The organism is Sorangium sp. So ce363 (genome assembly GCF_051520435.1).
Lineage (GTDB): Bacteria > Myxococcota_A > Polyangia > Polyangiales > Polyangiaceae > Sorangium > Sorangium cellulosum_B.
In genome coordinates this window covers 5,947,346-5,965,279 of sequence record NZ_CP150333.1, presented here as the reverse complement: position 1 = coordinate 5,965,279, position 17,934 = coordinate 5,947,346, and the positions used below count along the sequence as shown (strand labels likewise).

Below are 17,934 nucleotides of genomic sequence, written 5' to 3'. Positions count from 1 at the left end.
GTGCACCATTCTCAGTACCCGAGCCACTTCGCATCGAGCTCGATCGAGCAGTGATCGACGAACCGAAACCCGACCCCGCCCCCGTCCGCGCCCCCGATCGTGTACACCGACTCGTTCGCCTGCGGCCGATGGTCGGTCGCGCTGAACGAGATCGGCCCCGCCGTCATCCCGTCGAGCACCACGTTCTGGAAGCCCTCGAGCGCGGCCTTCAGGTCCTCTCCGGTCGGGTGCGTGCGGCCGGCGTCGACGGCCCGCTCGACGGCCTCGCGCCACATGAGCGCCGCGGCGTGGCCCTGGACGTACGGCTGGTCCTGGTACAGCTCCAGCGGGTGGCCGTCCTTCTCCCGGTAGGCCCTGTGGATCCGCAGCATCTCCGCCATCCCGCTCGAGTGCTGGGTGTCGCCGTAGACGGGCACCGGGAACAGCCCATAGAAGATCCCCGCGCAGCCGGCGCCGCAGATCGCCAAGGTCCTCTCGCCGATGCCCCAGTTGTTCGCCATCACGCGCAGCTGCCAGCGGTTCTTCTCCGGCCCCGGGAACGCCTGCTGGATGAGCTTCTGCGCCGCGGCCGCGCCCTTCCCGACGAAGGACGAGGAGAGGACGCTGTTGCCGGCCCAGAACCAGCTCGCCGGCACATACGACGGGTCCGCTCGCTTCTTCTCGATCTCCCGCTTCACATAGCCGATCACCGCGTCGACGATGCGCCCCTCATCCTCGAGGGACGACGTCTGCGGGACGATCAGATCCTCGCCGAGCAGCATCCCGGGCAGCTCCTCCACGTACGCCTTGCCCGCGGTGAGCGGATCGACGCAGTAAAGACACTTGTCTATCGTGTCGTGCACCATCGCGATGCGCCCGGGCGCGATCTTCCAGGCGGCCTTGATGCCGATGCGGATCGCTGTCGAGTAGTCCGTGGCCGGAAAGAAGATGTAGGGATATCCAGGGCTCGTCTTGTGCTCTGTCGCGGAGGCGCTCTGGCCCAGGGCGTTGAACTCGGCATGGGACACGTCCGCCGAGATCGGCACCGGCGTGGCGAGCGAGCCGGCGTACGAGCCGGGAATGATGAGCTTCTTCTCCTCCGTGAGCCTCGGGGCCACACGGGTCGTCGGCCCGGTGCCGAACACGAACAGCGTGGAGACCTCGCTCCACCCGGGCTGCCGCCGCCACGCCTCGATGACCTCCTCCGTCTTGGCGGGGTCGTACTGCGCGTCCTTCATGTCGACGTCGATGGGACAGCCCCGGAGCCCTCCCTGACTGTCGTTGAGGTGACGCAGGTAGTCGTAGACCCCGTAGTTGTAGGGCGGCGAGATGTCGGTGGCCGTCCCCGTGTCGCCCGTCGTGATCCGGACGCGGAGCACCCCGGTGCAGCGAGCGCCGGCGTCCGGCTCGACGAGAACGGCCGCGGCGGAGCCGGCAGCGGGCGCCTGCCCACCATGGCGGCGCGTCGAGAACGCCGCCGCCGCGACCAGCACGGCCGCGCCGAGCGCCCCGATCCAGTAGCTGCGCTGCTGAGGCCCGGCGGCCGTGCGGAGGTTCGACTTCAGGCTCGTCGAGTCCGAGGCGGAGCGCCCGGGGCCCGGCGTCCCCGAGGTCCTCTGCCCGAGCTCCTCGTCGAGGGCGATCACGGGCTGAATGCGCCTTCCTTCTGCGCCCTCGAAATGGCTCACGCGAGAGAGGCGGGGCTCGACGGGCACGCTCGGGCGGTCCACGCCCTGCGCGCTCTGCTCGAGGTACGCCTGGACCTGCCGCTGCATGCTCGCCCGGCGCTCCGCGAACACCCCCAGCATGCTCGCGCCGATCTCGTCGGACCCGACGTCCTCGCCCGCCGCGCGCAGGTAGTCCTCGAGCGCCGCGCGCATCTCCTGCGCGGTCGCGAACCGCTTCGCCGGATCGCGGTCGAGCGCCCGCGCCACGATGGCGTCGAGGGCCGGGGGGACGTCCGGCCGGAGGAGCGAGGGCCGCGGGATCTCGTCCACGGCCGCCAGCTTCCAGAGCGCGCTCACGGCGTCGCCCCCGAAGAGCCGCTCCCGCGCGAGGAGCTCCCAGAGCACGATCCCCGCGACGAAGATGTCGGCCCGCCGATCGGTCGACCCGCTGCCGACGGCCTGCTCCGGCGCCATGTACGACGTCTTGCCCTTCAGCTTCCCGGTCTCGGTGAGGTCGGTGTTGATGGACGCCTTGGCGATGCCGAAATCGAGCAGCTTCACCGCGCCGTCGTACGTGACGAAGATGTTGTGCGGGGAGACGTCGCGGTGGACGATGCCGAGCGGCGCGCCGTCGTAATCGCGGAGCTCGTGCGCGTAATGGAGGCCGCTCAAGAGGTCGGCCACGATCCTGACCCAGACGCCGCGCGTGAAGCCCGCCCCGCCCGGCACCCCCTCGGCCACCGCCCTCATGATCGCGCTGAGCGGCTGGCCCTCCAGGTACTCCATCACGGTGAAGTAGCCGGCGTCGTCGTGATCGACCTCGTAGGTCTGGACGATGTTGGGATGGTTGAGGCGGGCGGACAGCTTCGCCTCGTCCAGGAACATGGCGACGACCTTCTCGCCGTCTCCGCCCGCTCCGCCCACGCCGCGATGGCGCTTGACAACGACGAGCTTGTTGAAGGACCCCGGCCCGCGCGCGATCGCCAGGAACACGTCGCCCATCCCGCCCCGGCCGAGCTTCGCGATCAGGCGGTACTTGCCCATGATCGCCGCCTGGGTCGGCTCCGCGTCCGAGGTGTCTTGACCCGTGCCCACCATGTTACCGGCCGTCCTCAGGGGCGCGCGATGCTCCGAGCGGACTGGGTATAGGAGCAAAGCCGGTTACCCTTGTCAACGTCCCCGCGGGCCGAGCCACGGCAGGCTGCCGGCGTCTTGCGTCTTTCACGTCGCTTTTCACGTCGCTCCGTCGGAAAGCGCTGGCGCAGCCAGCGGGAGCCGCGCCCGCGCGACGGCGTTCGCGCCCAGCGTGACGGCGCGTCGCCGCCGGGATATATCTCGGAGCTCCTTCAGCTCCTTCAGCTCCTTCAGCTCCTTCACCCGTTCACGAATGCGCCCGAGGTACAGCGCGCCTCGTCCATGGGACGCATGGACGAAGCGCGTGGACGGACCGCGCTCGCCGGAGCGCGGTGGAGCGAGCAGGGCCCAGAGACCCATGCAGGAAAAGCATATTTACCATCGAGACGAGCTCCCCGACTCCTTCCGGTGGCAGGCCGTGTCGTTCATGCGGGTGGCGTGGCCGTCGATATTCACCGGTCCACTCCGGCTGCTCAAGCACACGTATCCGCCCGACATGGGCACGGTCCACTTCACGATCAGCGAGGAGGAGGTGCTGCTCAGCTACGCTTCGGTGATGCGCCTCTCGCTGCCGCACGCGGGGGAGGAGCACGTCGTCTATGGCCTGGGCAACGTCTTCACATTCCCGCCCTACCGGGGCGAAGGCCACGGGAGGCAGGTCGTGGAGATGGCGACGCGCTTCCTCCAGGACAGCGACGCCGATGTCGCCGCGCTCTTCTGCAACCCCAGCCTCGAGCGCTTCTACGCCGGATGCGGCTGGGAAGCGCCGCCCGGCGCGATCACGCGCATCGGCACGCCGGAGCGCCACTCCGTGTACAAGGAGCTCAGGATGATGCTGTTCCTCTCGGAGAAGGGGCGTCGCGCCCGGGAGGCGTTCGCGCGGGAACCGCTGTACGTGGCGTGGCCATGGTGAGCACCGGCGCGCAGGCACCGGGGGCATCGGCGGGCGGCGCGGCTGCCCGCGAGGCAGCCCTCGGGGCCAACCTCTGGGCGGATTCCGGGCGGGTTTCGGGCGGATCGACGACCCAGCGCGCGGCGCAGGGCTCGCCCCCCGGGCGCACCTGATGCGCGCAGCCCTGCTGTAGCGATCGGGCTCAGGAAGAATCAGGGCAGCCTTCCGGCCGCATTTCGGCCAGAATTGGCGTCGAGGGCGGGCAGGGCCTGCGCTTTGCAGAGCGCGTTCGACCCAGAGAGCCAGGAGGGTACGCAAGTGTCCGTAGCAGCCAGCCAGAACAGCCAGAGCTCGTTCCACTCGGAGCCGCCGCCGCCGGTGTCGATCCCCGGCCTGCGGGCGAAGATCGCGAACGAGAAGCTCAGGCAATGGATCGCCGAGGTCGTCGCGTTGTGCCAGCCGGACAACGTGCACGTGTGCGACGGCTCGAAGGAGGAGTACGACGCGCTGTGCGACCAGATGGTCAAGGCGGGCACGCTCATCCGTCTGAACCCGGAGAAGCGCCCGGACAGCTACCTCGCGCGCTCGGACCCGAGCGACGTCGCGCGGGTCGAAGACCGCACGTTCATCTGTAGCCGGCGAAAGCAGGACGCCGGCCCCACCAACAACTGGGCCGAGCCGCAGGAGATGAAGGCCACGCTGCGCCGGCTCTTCGCCGGGTCGATGCGGGGCCGCACGCTCTACGTCATCCCGTTCAGCATGGGCCCGATCGGCTCGCCTTACTCGCACATCGGCGTGGAGCTCAGCGACTCGCCGTACGTCGCCGCGAGCATGCGCATCATGACGCGCATGGGGCGCAAGGTGCTCGATGCGCTCGGAGACGGCGATTTCGTCCCCTGCCTGCACTCGGTCGGCATGCCCCTCGCCCCGGGACAGGCCGACGTGCCGTGGCCGTGCAACGCCGAGCACAAGTACATCGTCCACTTCCCGGGAGAGCGGCTGATCTGGTCCTACGGGAGCGGCTATGGCGGCAATGCGCTGCTCGGCAAGAAGTGCTTCGCGCTGCGCATCGCCTCGGTCCTCGGCAGGGAGCAGGGGTGGCTCGCGGAGCACATGCTGATCCTGGGGGTCGAGTCGCCGAAGGGCGAGAAGACGTATGTGGCCGCGGCCTTCCCGAGCGCGTGCGGGAAGACGAACTTCGCCATGCTCATCCCGCCGAAGGCGTTCGCGGGCTGGAAGGTCACGACGGTGGGCGACGACATCGCCTGGATGAAGCCCGGGCGGGACGGGCAGCTCTATGCGATCAACCCCGAGGCGGGCTATTTCGGCGTCGCCCCGGGGACGTCGGACAAGTCGAACGCGAACGCGATGGCGACCATCCGGAAGGGGACGATCTTCACCAACGTGGGGCTCACGCCCGACGGCGACGTCTGGTGGGAAGGGATGACCGACGAGCCGCCGCCGGAGCTCATCGACTGGCAGGGGAAGCACTGGACCCCGGACTGCGGCCGCAAGGCGGCCCACCCGAACGCGCGCTTCACGACGCCTGCGTCGCAGTGTCCATCGATCGATCCGCGCTGGGACGACCCGAACGGGGTGCCCATCAGCGCGATCGTCTTCGGCGGGCGGCGCGCGACGACGGTGCCCCTCGTGGTCCAGTCGTTCAACTGGAGCTTCGGCGTCTACACGGCCGCGACGATCGGCTCGGAGATGACGGCGGCGGCCGCCGGCAACATCGGCCAGGTGCGCCGCGACCCGATGGCGATGCTGCCCTTCTGCGGCTACCACATGGGCGATTACTTCAATCACTGGCTGCAGATGGGGCGCCAGATCGTCAATCCGCCCCGCATCTTCTCGGTGAACTGGTTCCGCAAGGACGACCAGGGCAACTTCCTCTGGCCGGGCTTCGGGGAGAACATGCGCGTCCTCAAGTGGATCGTCGACCGCGTGCACGGCCGCGGCTTCGCGGAGGAGAGCCCGCTCGGCTGGATGCCGCGCTACGAAGACATCGAGTGGCGGGGCATGGACCGCTTCTCGAAGGAGCAGTTCTACCAGCTGATGGCGGTCGACCGCGAGGCGTGGAAGGTCGAGTTCGGCTCGCACGGGGAGCTCTTCGAGCGGCTCTACGACCGGCTGCCCAAGGAGATCCTGCTGATGCGCGAGCTGCTCCTGTCGCAGCTCTGGCGCTCGCCGGAGCGGTGGGAGCTCGCGCCCGAGCGCTACCTCGAGGAGCACGAAGACGACGACGTCGACGAGCCCGGCGCGTAGAGGCCTTCCCGGGTGAGGGCGCCCGCGCGGCGCGCCCGGCGGGCGCCACGCGCTCACGCCGCCGGTAGGGTCGGGCCGTCTCGGCGGGGCGCGCGGACTCGACCGCGCCCGAGTCGACAGCTGCCCCCATGTCCTGCTAGACCGCCAGGATCCAGCGCTCCACGGCGGGCCTTCCGCATGGGGCTCCCCATGGACGCGAGCGCTCCCTCTTACCTGGTCACCGAGACCCTTCACGAGGGCCAGCGGGTCAGCCTGATGCGCGCGGTCCGGAGCGCGGACGGCCTCCCGGTGGTCCTGAAGGTCCTCGACCCGAGGCGCAGCCGCCCGCAGGACGTCGACCGCCTGAAGCACGAGTACGCGATCGGCAAGATGCTGGGCCACGAGGCCGTCGTGGCGCCGCTCGCCCTCGAGACGCACGAGGGGCTGCCGGCGCTCGTCCTGGAGGACTTCGGCGGCGAGTCGCTCGAGCGCTTCATCGGCGCGCCCATGAACCCCGCGCGGTTCCTCGACATCGCGGTCCGCATCGCGGCTTGCGTGGCGGCGATCCATGAGCGGGACGTCATCCACAAGGACCTCAAGCCGCAGAACATCCTCGTCAACCCAGCCACTGGCCAGGTGAAGCTCGCCGACCTCGGCCTCGCGTCGCGCCTGTCCCGCGAGCAGCCGCCGGCAGGGGCCCCGCGGCTCATCGAGGGATCGTTGCCGTATCTGTCTCCGGAGCAGACGGGGCGAATGAACCGGGCGATCGACAGCCGCGCCGACCTCTACGCGCTCGGCGTGACGTTCTACGAGATGCTCACCGGGCGCCTGCCGTTCGAGGCGCGGGACCCGCTCGAGTGGGTGCATTGCCATGTCGCGCGCCTCCCGCCGGCGCCCTCGGCGCTGGTGCCTGAGCTGCCCGAGGTGCTCTCGGCGCTCGTCCTGAAGCTCCTGGCCAAGATGGCGGAGGATCGCTACCAGACCGCCCGCGGCCTCAAGCACGACCTCGAGCGGTGCGCGACGCAGTGCCGAGCGACCGGCAGGATCGAGCCGTTTCCCCTGGCCGAGCGCGATGTCTCCGGTCGCTTCCAGGTCCCTCAGAAGCTCTACGGCCGCGAGGACGATGTGGCCGCGCTGCTCTGCGCGTTCGACCGCGTGGTGGCCACGGGATCCCCCGAGCTCGTCCTGGTCTCCGGCTATTCCGGCATCGGCAAGTCGTCGCTGGTGCACGAGCTCTACAAGCCGATCGTCCGGGAACGAGCCCTGTTTCTTTCGGGGAAGTTCGACCAGTACAAGCGCGACATCCCCTATTCCACGCTCGTCCAGGCGTTCCGGGAGCTCGTGCTCGAGATCCTCGCGGAGAGCGAGGACCGTATCGCGGCCTTCCGGCAGCGATTGCTCGGCGCGCTCGGGAGCAACGGGCAGCTCATCGTGGAGGTCATCCCCCAGGTCGAGCTCGTCATCGGCCGGCAACCGCCTGTCCCCGAGCTCCCGCCGGCCGAGGCGCAGAACCGGTTCCGGGTCGTGTTCCGGCACTTCATCGGGGTGTTCGCCCGGCAGGAGCACCCCCTCGCGCTCTTCCTCGACGATCTCCAGTGGACCGATTCGGCGAGCCTCGGGCTCCTTCGCGAGCTGTTGACGCACCCCGAGACGCGCCACCTTCTCGTGATCGGCGCGTACCGCGACAACGAGGTGAGCCCCTCGCACCCGCTCATGGCGGCGCTCGACCAGGTGCGCAAGGAGGGCGCGCGCATCTCGGACATCGCGCTCGGCCCGCTCTCCCGAGAGCACCTCGCCGCGCTCGTCAGCGACGAGCTCCACTGCAGCGGCGAGGCCGCCGCGCCGCTCTCGGACCTCGTCCACGAGAAGACAGGCGGCAACCCCTTCTTTGCGATCCAGTTCCTCTCCGCGCTGCACGAAGAGCGGCTGATCGAGTTCGACGAGGGCGCCGAGGCCTTCCGGTGGGATGTGGCGAGGATCCGCGGAAAAGGCTTCACCGACAACGTCGTCGACCTGATGGTCGGGAAGCTCGTGCGGCTCTCTCCGAGCACGCAGAGGGCGCTGCAGCAGCTCGCCTGTCTGGGGAACACCGCGGAGGTCGCCCTCCTCGCGATGGTCCGCGGCCGCACGGAGCAGGACGCGCACGCGGACCTGTGGGAGGCCGTCTCCGCGGGGCTCGTCCAGCGCCTCCCCAGCTCGTACAAATTCATCCATGATCGGGTGCAGGAGGCGGCCTATTCGCTCATCCCCGAAGGCGAGCGCGCGGAGGCGCACCTCGGGATAGGCAGGCTGCTCGCCGCGCGTACGGCGCCGGAGGAGCTCGAGGAGAAGATCTTCGAGATTGTCAATCAGCTCGACCGCGGCGCTCCGCTGATCACGTCACGGGAGGAGCGAGAGCGAGGCGCCAGGCTCAACCTCGTCGCCGGCAGGCGCGCCATGGCGTCGGCGGCCTTCGCCTCGGCGCTCACCTATCTCGTCGCCGGCGCCGCGTTCCTGGAGAATGACCGCTGGGAGCGGCAGTACGAGCTCGCCTTCGCGCTCGAGCTGCGCCGGGCCGAGTGCGAGTACCTGACCGGGGAGCTCGGGGCGGCGGAGGAGCGGCTCTCGATGCTCTCGCGCCGCGCAGGGAGCCTCGTCGACGCGGCGGCGGTCGCGTGTGTGCGCGTGGACCTCTACACGACGCTGGATCGGAGCGAGCTCGCCGTCGAGATCTGCCTCGAGGTCCTGCGGCGCGTCGGCGTCGCGTGGTCGCCGCACCCGACGGAGGAGGAGGTTCAAAAGGAGTACGAGCGGCTGTGGGGTCAGCTCGGGAGCCGGCCGATCGAGGCGCTCGTGGACTTGCCCCCGATGACCGATCCGGCGATTCGCGCGATCATGGACATCCTCAACTGGGGCCAGGCGCCGGCCTTGTTCACCGACCAGAAGCTGCACAGTCTCCTCGTCGGTCGCATGGTGAACCTGAGCCTCGAGCACGGCAACAGCGACGGATCGTGCTTCGGCTACGTCCATGTCGGCGCGGTCCTCGGCTCGCGCTTCGGCGACTACCGCGCGGGGTACCGCTTCGGGAAGCTCGGCCTCGATCTGGTGGACAAGCATGGGCTCGACCGCTTCAAGGCCCGCGTCTACTTGGACTTCGGGGTCCTGGTCAATCCCTGGACGAGGCACGTGCGCACCAGCATCGAGCTCATGCGGCGCGTCGTCGACATGGCGAGCGAGACCGGTGACCTCACCTTCGCAGCCTTTGCCCGCAATGCCTCTCTCGTGATCCTGCTCGCGAAGGCGGAGCCGCTCGGCGACGTGCAGCGCGAAGCCGAGAGCTCGCTCGCGTTCGTACGGAAGGCGAGGTTCGGTCTCATCATCGATTGCATCATCGCGCAGCTGCAGCTCGTCCGGTGCCTCCGCGGTCTGACGCCCAGCTTCTCCTCCTTCAACGACGTGAGCTTCGACGAGGCCAGGTTCGAGCAGCACCTGGAGAGCGATCCGCGCCTCTCGGTAGCCGCCTGCTGGTACTGGATCTGCAGGCTCCAGGCGCACTTTCACGCCGGCGACTACGCTTCTGCCCTCGCCGTGGCGATGAAGGTGGAGCGGCTCCTCTGGGCGGTGCAGTCGTTCCTCCACGTGACCGACTACCATTTCTATGGCGCGCTCGCGCGGGCGGCGTGCTGCGAGGTGGCACCCGCGTCGAACGACGAGCGGCGCCAGCACCTCGCGGCGCTCGCCGCCCACCACGAGCAGCTCGAGGTCTGGGCTTCGAGCTGCCCTGAGAATTTCGGCAGCCGCGCCGCGCTGGTCGGTGCAGAGATCGCGCGCGTCGAGGGCCGGACGCTCGACGCCGAGCTCCTCTACGAGGAGGCGATCCGCGCTGCGCGTGAGAACGGCTTTGTCCACAACGAGGCGCTCGCGTACGAGATCGCGTCGAGGTTCTACCGGGCGCGGGGGTTCGACGCGTTCGCCGCGACGTACCTCCGCGACGCCCGCGCCCGCTACGCACGCTGGGGGGCGGATGGTAAGGTCAAGCAGATCGATCAGCGGAATCCGCCTCTCTGGGAGGCGAGGACGCTCGCCCAGTCCGCCTCCTTCGCCGCGCGGTCCGAGGAGCTCGACCTGCTCTCGGTGCTCAAGGCATCGCAGGCCATCTCGAGCGACATCGTCCTCGACAAGCTCCTGTGTACGCTGCTCACGGTCGTCCTCGAGCAGGGCGGCGCGCAGAGAGCTTGCCTCGTCGTGGCTCAGGGCGAGCGCCTCTCCATCGAAGCCGAGGCCACCCTCGAAGAGCGCGGGGCGGCGACGACCGTCCTCTCGCGTTCGACGGAGGAGGTCTCGCGGCGCGTCCCGATGTCGCTCGTCCGCTACGTACAACGGACGAAGGAGCGCGTCATTCTGCACGACGCGGCCGCGGACGCGGGCAAGTTCTCGGGAGACGAGTACTTCGCGCGGAACAGGCCAAGATCACTCCTCTGCGCGCCTATCCTGAGGCGGTCCGAGGTGGCGGGCCTGCTCTACCTCGAGAACGACCTTCTCTCCGGCGCATTCACGCTGGAACGGCTCACCGCCCTCTCGCTCCTGGCCACGCAGGCGGCGATCTCGCTGGAGAACGCGCGGCTGCTCTCCAAGGAGCAGTCCGCGCGGACCACGGCCGAGGCAGCGGAGCGGCGCGCAGCCTTCCTGGCCGAGGCCGGGGAGATCATCTCCGCGTCGCTCGATCACGGAGAGGCGCTGTCGCGCCTCGCGCGGCTGTCGGTGCGATCGTTCTGCGACTGGTGCGTCATCGACTTTGCAGAAGGCGGGGAGGCCCGGCGAGCTTTCTGGGCCCACAAGGATCCAGCGAAGGAGCCGCTGCTCGAGGAGCTGCGACGGCGATACCCTGCTGACCGGCACTCGCCCCACCCGTCGGCCCGCGCCTGGCGGGACGGTGGGCCCCTCCTGCTCCCCGAGATCTCCGATGACATCATCCGGAGACACGCCGAGGACGACGGGCACGCGAGGCTCATCCGCGAGCTCGGGACGCGGAGCTCCGTCATCGTGCCGCTCGTGGCGCGGGGACAGCGGATCGGGATGCTGACCGTCGTCTCGTCCGCGCCGGAGCGCCGCTACGGGGACGCCGATCTCGCGCTCGTGCAGGAGGTGGCGCGCCGGGCCGCGATAGCGATCGACAACGCCCGGCTCTACAGCGCCGCGCAGGAGGCGGTGCGCACGCGGGACGAGTTCCTGACCGTGGCGACGCACGAGCTCAACACGCCGATGACGTCGCTCACGCTCACGCTCGAGGCCATGGAACGGGCCCTCCGAGCGGGCCGCTCCTGGGACCCGCAGGCCATGGGCCGGCAGGTCGACCGCGCGCTGCGGCAGGCGGCGCGCCTGACCCGCCTGAACAGCGAGCTGCTGGACGTCTCGCGGATCAACGCGGCTCGGCTGAGGCTCGATGTGGCGGAGGTCGACCTCGGGGAGGTCGTCCGCGACGTGCTCGCGCGGTTCAAGCTGGATCTGGCGCGCGCCGGGTGTTCGGTGTCGCTGCGGGAGTGCGGCCGGGTCGTGGGCCTCTGGGATGGTTCCCGCGTGGACCAGATCGTCTCGAACCTGCTCGCCAACGCGATCAAGTTCGGGGCCGGCAAGCCCGTGGAGATCTCCATCGGCGAGGAGGCGGGGACGGCGCGGCTCTCGGTGCAGGACCACGGGATCGGGATCGACCCGGCGCGCCAGGGGCAGATCTTCGAGCGGTTCGAGCGCGCGGTGTCGGACAGGCACTACGGCGGGCTGGGGCTCGGCCTGTACATCAGCCGCAGGATCGCGGAGGCGCACGGCGGCTCGATCCGCGTCGAGAGCGCGCTCGGCGCCGGGGCGACGTTCATCGTCGAGCTGCCGCGCGCCGGGCCGCCGCGCGCGGCCGAACCTACCGTCGTGCCGGGCTGAGCGGCGCCGCCAGGACCTCGCCCTTGCCGAGCGAGCGTGCACGAGAGCATGGAGATCCCTGCTCGGCGGAGCCCATGGGAGGTGCACCGCGGACTGCCGGACCTCAGCCGTGGTACCTTGTGGCATCCATCGGATACGAGGGCCCAGGATGGCACGACCGTGGGAGTCCGTGACAGCGAATGCGGTGCCCGGCCGGCGCCATGCGCGCACGCCGGTCGTGTGGTTGTGTCCTCTCGGCGAGGCGCTCGGACTCGACCGCGCCAGAGTCGACGGCAGCCCCCACGTCCTGCCAGACAGCCAGGCTCCAGCGCTTCGTGGCGCGCCTTCCGTGCGGCGCTGCCTATGGACATGAGCGCCCCCTCCTACACGGTCACCGAAGCCATTCACGAGGGCCAGCGGGTCAGCCTGCTGCGCGCGGTCCGGAGCGTCGATGGCAGCCCGGTGATCTTGAAGGTCCTCGACCCGAGGCGCAGCCGCCCGCAGGACATCGAGCGCCTCAAGCGCGAGTACGCGATCGGCAAGCTGCTGGACCACGAGGCCGTCGTGACGCCGCTCGCCCTCGAGACGCATGAGGGGCTGCCGGCGCTCGTCATGGAGGACTTCGGTGGCGAGTCGCTCGATCACCTCATCGGCGCGCCGATGAACCCCGCGCGGTTCCTCGACCTCGCGGTCCGCATCGCGGCCTGCGTGGCGGTGATCCATGAGCGGGACGTCATCCACAAGGATCTCAAGCCGCAGAACATCCTCGTCAACGCAGCCACCGACCAGGTGAAGCTCGCCGACTTCGGCCTCGCGTCCCGCCTCTCCCGCGAGCAGCCGCCGGCGGGGCCTCCGCGGCTCATCGAGGGGTCGCTGCCGTACCTGTCTCCTGAGCAGACGGGGCGAATGAACCGGGCGATCGACAGCCGCGCCGACCTCTATGCGCTCGGCGTCACGTTCTATGAGATGCTCACCGGGCGCCTGCCGTTCGAGGCGCGGGACCCGCTGGAGTGGGTGCACTGCCATGTCGCCCGCGCCCCGCCGCCGCCCTCGGCGCTCGTTCCGGACTTGCCCGAGGTGCTCTCGGCGCTCGTCCTGAAGCTCCTGGCCAAGATGGCGGAGGATCGCTACCAGACCGCCCGCGGCCTCAAGCACGACCTCGAGCGGTGTGTGGCGCAGCTGCGAGCGACCAGCAGGATCGAGCCGTTCCCCCTGGCCGAGCGCGATGTCTCCGGCCGCTTCCAGGTCCCTCAGAAGCTCTACGGTCGCGGGGACGACGTGGCCGCGCTGCTCTGCGCGTTCGAGCGCGTGGTGGCCACGGGCTCCCCCGAGCTCGTCCTGGTCTCCGGCTATTCCGGCATCGGCAAGTCGACGCTGGTCCACGAGCTCTACAGGCCCATCGTCCGGGAGCGAGCGTTCTTCCTCTCGGGGAAGTTCGATCAATACAAGCGCGATATCCCTTACGCCACGCTCGTCCAGGCGTTCCGGGAGCTCGTGCTCGAGATCCTCGCGGAGAGCGAGGACCATATCGCGGCATGGAGGCAGCGGTTGCTCGGCGCCCTCGGGAGCAACGGACAGCTGATCGTGGAGGTCATCCCTCAGGTCGAGCTCATCATCGGCCGGCAACCGCCGGTCCCTGAGCTCCCGCCGATCGAGGCGCAGAACCGGTTCCGGGTCGTGTTCCGGCACTTCATCGGGGTGTTCGCTCGGCAGGAGCACCCCCTCGCGCTCTTCCTCGACGATCTCCAGTGGGCCGATTCGGCGAGCCTCGGGCTCCTTCGCGATCTGGTGACCCACCCCGAGGCGCACCATCTCCTCGTCGTGGGCGCGTTCCGCGATAACGAGATGACCGCCTCGCACCCGCTCATGCTGGCGCTCGACAAGGTGCGGAACGAGGGCGCGCGCGTCTCGGCCATCGTGCTCGGCCCGCTCTCCCGAGAGGACCTCGCCGGGCTGGTCAGCGACGCGCTTCGCTGTCGCCGCGAGGACGCCGCGCCGCTCTCGGACCTCGTCCACGAGAAGACGGCTGGCAACCCGTTCTTTGCGATCCAGTTCCTCACCGCGATCCACGAAGAGCGGCTGATCGAGTTCGACGAGCGCGCCGAGGCCTTCCGGTGGGACGTGGCGAGGATCCGCGGAAAGGGCTTCACCGACAACGTCGTCGACCTGATGGTCGGCAAGCTCGTGCGGCTCCCTCCGAAAACCCAGGAAGCGCTGAAGCAGCTTGCATGCCTGGGAAACACCGCGGAGGTCGCCCTGCTGACGATGGTCCACGGCGGCTCCGAGGAGGATGTGCACGCAGATCTCCGGGACGCAGCTCGCGAGGGGCTCGCCTTCCGCCTGGACGGCACGTACAAGTTCCTCCATGACCGGGTGCAGGAGGCGGCCTATTCGCTCATCCCTGAAGGTGAGCGGGCGGCGGTGCACCTCGGGATAGGCAGGCTGCTCGCGTCGCGCACGGCGTCGGAAGAGCTGGAGGAGAAGATCTTCGAGATCGTCAACCAGCTCAACCGGGGGGCCGCGCTGATTACGGCGCGCGAGGAGCGTGAGCGGGCGGCTGAGCTCAATCTCATCGCGGGCAAGCGCGCGAAGGGGTCGACGGCCTATGCGTCGGCGCTCAAGTACCTCGCCGCGGGCGCGGCGTTCCTGGGAGAGGACAGCTGGGACCGGCGGTATGAGCTCACCTTCGCGCTCGCGTTCCACCGGGCCGGGTGCGAGTTTCTGACCGGCGAGCTCGGGGCGGCGGAGGAGCGGCTCTCGATGCTCTCGCGCCGCGCCGGGAGCTTCGCCGACGTCGCCGCCATCACGTGCGCGCGCGTGGATCTCTACACGACGCTGGATAGAAGCGAGATTGCCGTCGAGATCTGCCTCGAGGTCCTGCGGCGCATCGGCGTCGACTGGTCGCCGCACCCGACGGACGAGGAGGTCCGGCAGGAATACGAGCGGATGTGGCGAAGGCTCGGGAGCCGCACGATCGAGGAGATCCTCGACTTGCCCCCGATGACCGATCTGGACTGCCGCGCGACCATCGACGTCCTCACGTCGTGCGACGCGGCGGCGTTGTTCACCGACGAGAACCTGCTCTGCCTCATGAACGCTCGCGTGGCGAACCTCAGCTTCGAGTGTGGCAACAGCGATGGATCGTGCCTCGCCTACGTCCGGGTCGGGACGAGCCTTGGGCCACGCTTCGGCGACTACCGCGCGGGGTTTCGCTTCGGCAAGCTCGGCTTCGATCTGGCGGAGAAGCGCGGGCTGGTCCGCTTCAGGGCCCGCGTCGACCTGGTCTTCTGGTACGTCATCAACCCCTGGACGAGGCACATGCGCACCAGCGTCGGGCCCTTGCGACGCTCCTTCTACGCGGCGGAGGAGACCGGCGATCTCACGTATTCGTCCTGTATCCCCACGGCCCTGGTCGCGCTCCTCCTCGCCGAGGGAGATCCGCTCGGCGAGGTGCAGCGAGAAGCCGAGAGCGGGCTCGAATTCACGCGGAAGGCGAGGTTCGGCCTCGCCGTCGACACCATCACCACGCTGCTGCAGCTCACCCGGACGCTCCGGGGATTGACCCCGGTCTTCGGCTCGTTCAGCGACGACCACTTCGACGAACGCCGGTTCGAGCGGCGCCTCGAGGACGATCCGCGCCTCGCGTACGCCAAGTGCTTGTACTGGATCCGCAAGGTGCAAGCGCACTTTTGCGCAGGCGATTACGCTGCTGCCATCGAGGCCGCGGCGAGAGCGCGGCCGGTCCTCTGGATGATGCCGTCGTTCCTCGATGTCGCCGAGTACCATTTCTATGGCGCGCTCGCGCACGCGGCCTGCCACGACGCGGCGCCCGCGCCCGCTGACGAGCGACCTGCGCACCTGACGGCGCTCGTCGCCCACCGCGAGCGGCTCGGGGTCTGGGCCGAGAACTGCCCAGAAAATTTCGGCGACCGCGCCGCGCTGGTGGACGCGGAGGTCGCGCGCATCCGGGGCGAATGGGACAAGGCGGCGCAGCTGTACGAGCAGGCGATACGCTCGGCGCGCGAGAGCGGCTTCGTCCACACCGAGGCGCTGGCGTACGAGCTCGCGTCGAGGTCCTACCGGGCGCGGGGGTTCGATCTGATCGCGGACACGTACCTGCGCGAGGCCCGCGCCTGCTACACCCGCTGGGGGGCGGACGGCAAGGTCAAGCAGATCGACCAGCAGAATCCCCGCCTCTGGGACACGAGGCCGCTCGCCCAGGCCGCCACCTTCGCGGCGCGGTCCGAGGAGCTCGACCTGCTCTCGGTGATCAAGGCATCACAGACCATTTCCGGCGAAATCGTCCTCGACCAGCTCCTGCGCACGCTGCTCACGTCCGTCCTCGAGCAGGGGGGCGCGCAGCGAGCTTGCCTCATTCTGTGTCAGGACACGCGCCTCACCATCGAAGCGGAGGCGACGCTCGACGAGAACGAGAGGGGGGTGACGACGACGCTCCTCGCGCCCTCGCAGGGGGATTCTTCATGGCAGCGGGTCCCCGGCTCGCTCGTTCACTATGTGCAGCGGACGAAGGAGCGCGTCATCCTGCACGACGCGGCCGTCGACGCGGGCAAGTTCTCCGGCGACGCGCACTTCGCGCGGAATCGGCCCAGATCGCTCCTCTGCGTGCCCATCCTGAGGCAGGCCGAGGTGGCGGGCATACTCTACCTCGAGAACAACCTGCTCGCCGGCGCGTTCACGCAGGAAAGGCTCTCCGCCCTCTCGCTCCTCGCCACACAGGCGGCGATCTCGCTGGAGAACGCGCGGCTCCTCGCCAAGGAGCAATCCGCGCGGACCGCGGCCGAGGCGGCGGAGCGGCGCGCAGCCTTCCTGGCCGAGGCCGGGGAGATCATCTCCGCGTCGCTCGATCACGGACAGGTGCTGTCGCGCCTCGCGTGGCTGTCGGTGCGATCGTTCTGCGACTGGTGCGTCATCGACTTTGCAGAAGGCGGGGAGGCCCGGCGAGCTTTCTGGGCCCACAGGGACCCCGCGAAGGAGCCTTTGATCGAGGAGCTGCGACGGCGATACCCTGCTGACCGGCACTCGCCCCACCCGTCGGCCCGTGCCTGGCGGGACGGTGGGCCCCTCCTGCTCCCCGAGATCTCCGATGACATCATCCGGAGGCACGTCGAGGACGACGCGCACGCGAGGCTCATCCGCGAGCTCGGGACGCGCAGCCTCATCGTCGTGCCGCTCGTGGCGCGGGGACAGGCGATCGGGATGCTGACGGTCGTCTCGTCCGCGCCGGAGCGCCGCTACGGGGACGCCGATCTCGCGCTCGTGCAGGAGGTGGCGCGCCGGGCCGCGATAGCGATCGACAACGCCCGGCTCTACAGCGCTGCCCAGGAGGCGGTGCGCACGCGGGATGAGTTCCTGACCGTGGCGACGCACGAGCTCAACACGCCGATGACGTCGCTCACGCTCACGCTCGAGGCGATGGATCGGGCCCTCCGAGCGGGCCGCTCCTGGGACCCGCAGACCATGGGCCGGCAGGTCGACCGCGCGCTGCGGCAGGCGGCGCGCCTGACCCGCCTGAACAGCGAGCTGCTGGACGTCTCGCGGATCAACGCGGCTCGGCTGAGGCTCGATGTGGCGGAGGTCGACCTCGGGGAGATCGTCCGCGACGTGCTCGCGCGGTTCAAGCTGGATCTGGCGCGCGCCGGGTGCTCGGTGTCGCTGCGGGAGGGCGGCCGGGTCGTGGGCCTCTGGGATGCTTCCCGCGTGGACCAGATCGTCTCGAACCTGCTCGCCAACGCGATCAAGTTCGGGGCGGGCAAGCCCGTGGAGATCTCCATCGGCGAGGAGGCGGGGACGGCGCGGCTCTCGGTCCGGGATCACGGGATCGGGATCGACCCGGCGCGCCAGACGCAGATCTTCGAGCGCTTCGAGCGCGCGGTGTCGGACAGGCACTACGGCGGGCTGGGGCTCGGCCTGTACATCAGCCGCAGGATCGCGGAGGCGCACGGCGGCTCGATCTGCGTCGAGAGCGCGCTCGGCGACGGGGCGACGTTCATCGTCGAGCTGCCGCGGACCGGACCGCCGCGCGGGGCCGAGCCGCGCGCCCTGCCGGGCTGAGCGGCGCGCGCGCTGGACGGTGCCGCGTGGTATCCCCATGTCCCGCCAGGCCGC

General features: G+C 69.7%; 6 protein-coding genes. 4 read left to right on the top strand and 2 right to left on the bottom strand.

Features of this window, described 5'->3' with window-relative positions; all coding sequences use genetic code 11:
- Positions 1-11 precede the first annotated feature (11 nt).
- Together WMF12_RS22300 and WMF12_RS22295 are read right to left on the bottom strand one after the other, a co-directional pair.
- Entirely contained in the window at positions 12-2,744 is a 2,733-nt protein-coding gene (locus WMF12_RS22300) for a protein kinase domain-containing protein (protein WP_437873541.1), read from the bottom strand.
- 135 nt (positions 2,745-2,879) lie between these two features.
- Positions 2,880-3,023 carry a hypothetical protein gene (locus tag WMF12_RS22295; RefSeq protein ID WP_437873539.1) on the bottom strand — a complete coding sequence of 48 codons (144 nt, stop codon included), beginning with the start codon at positions 3,021-3,023 and terminating at the stop codon, positions 2,880-2,882.
- 115 nt (positions 3,024-3,138) lie between these two features.
- Here WMF12_RS22295 and WMF12_RS22290 point away from each other — a divergent pair, with 115 nt between their 5' ends.
- From WMF12_RS22290 to WMF12_RS22275, 4 genes are all read left to right on the top strand, one after another.
- Positions 3,139-3,693 carry a hypothetical protein gene (locus WMF12_RS22290; RefSeq protein ID WP_437873538.1) on the top strand — a complete coding sequence of 185 codons (555 nt, stop codon included), beginning with the start codon at positions 3,139-3,141 and terminating at the stop codon, positions 3,691-3,693.
- Positions 3,694-4,050: 357 nt separating this feature from the next.
- On the top strand, positions 4,051-5,940 hold the full coding sequence (locus WMF12_RS22285; RefSeq protein ID WP_437873883.1) for a phosphoenolpyruvate carboxykinase (GTP): 1,890 nt from the start codon (positions 4,051-4,053) through the stop codon (positions 5,938-5,940).
- 189 nt (positions 5,941-6,129) lie between these two features.
- The gene (locus tag WMF12_RS22280; RefSeq protein WP_437873536.1) at positions 6,130-11,829 is read left to right on the top strand and encodes an AAA family ATPase; all 5,700 of its coding nucleotides are present in this window, start codon (positions 6,130-6,132) and stop codon (positions 11,827-11,829) included.
- A 348-nt stretch (positions 11,830-12,177) separates the two neighbouring features.
- Positions 12,178-17,880 carry an AAA family ATPase gene (locus WMF12_RS22275; RefSeq protein ID WP_437873535.1) on the top strand — a complete coding sequence of 1,901 codons (5,703 nt, stop codon included), beginning with the start codon at positions 12,178-12,180 and terminating at the stop codon, positions 17,878-17,880.
- Positions 17,881-17,934 lie beyond the last annotated feature (54 nt).

Coding starts and splice junctions, on each gene's coding strand:
- WMF12_RS22300 (WP_437873541.1), bottom strand. CDS start 2,744: ATGGTGGGCACGGGTCAAGACACCTCGGACGCGGAGCCGACCCAGGCG.
- WMF12_RS22290 (WP_437873538.1), top strand. CDS start 3,139: ATGCAGGAAAAGCATATTTACCATCGAGACGAGCTCCCCGACTCCTTC.
- WMF12_RS22280 (WP_437873536.1), top strand. CDS start 6,130: ATGGACGCGAGCGCTCCCTCTTACCTGGTCACCGAGACCCTTCACGAG.
- WMF12_RS22275 (WP_437873535.1), top strand. CDS start 12,178: ATGAGCGCCCCCTCCTACACGGTCACCGAAGCCATTCACGAGGGCCAG.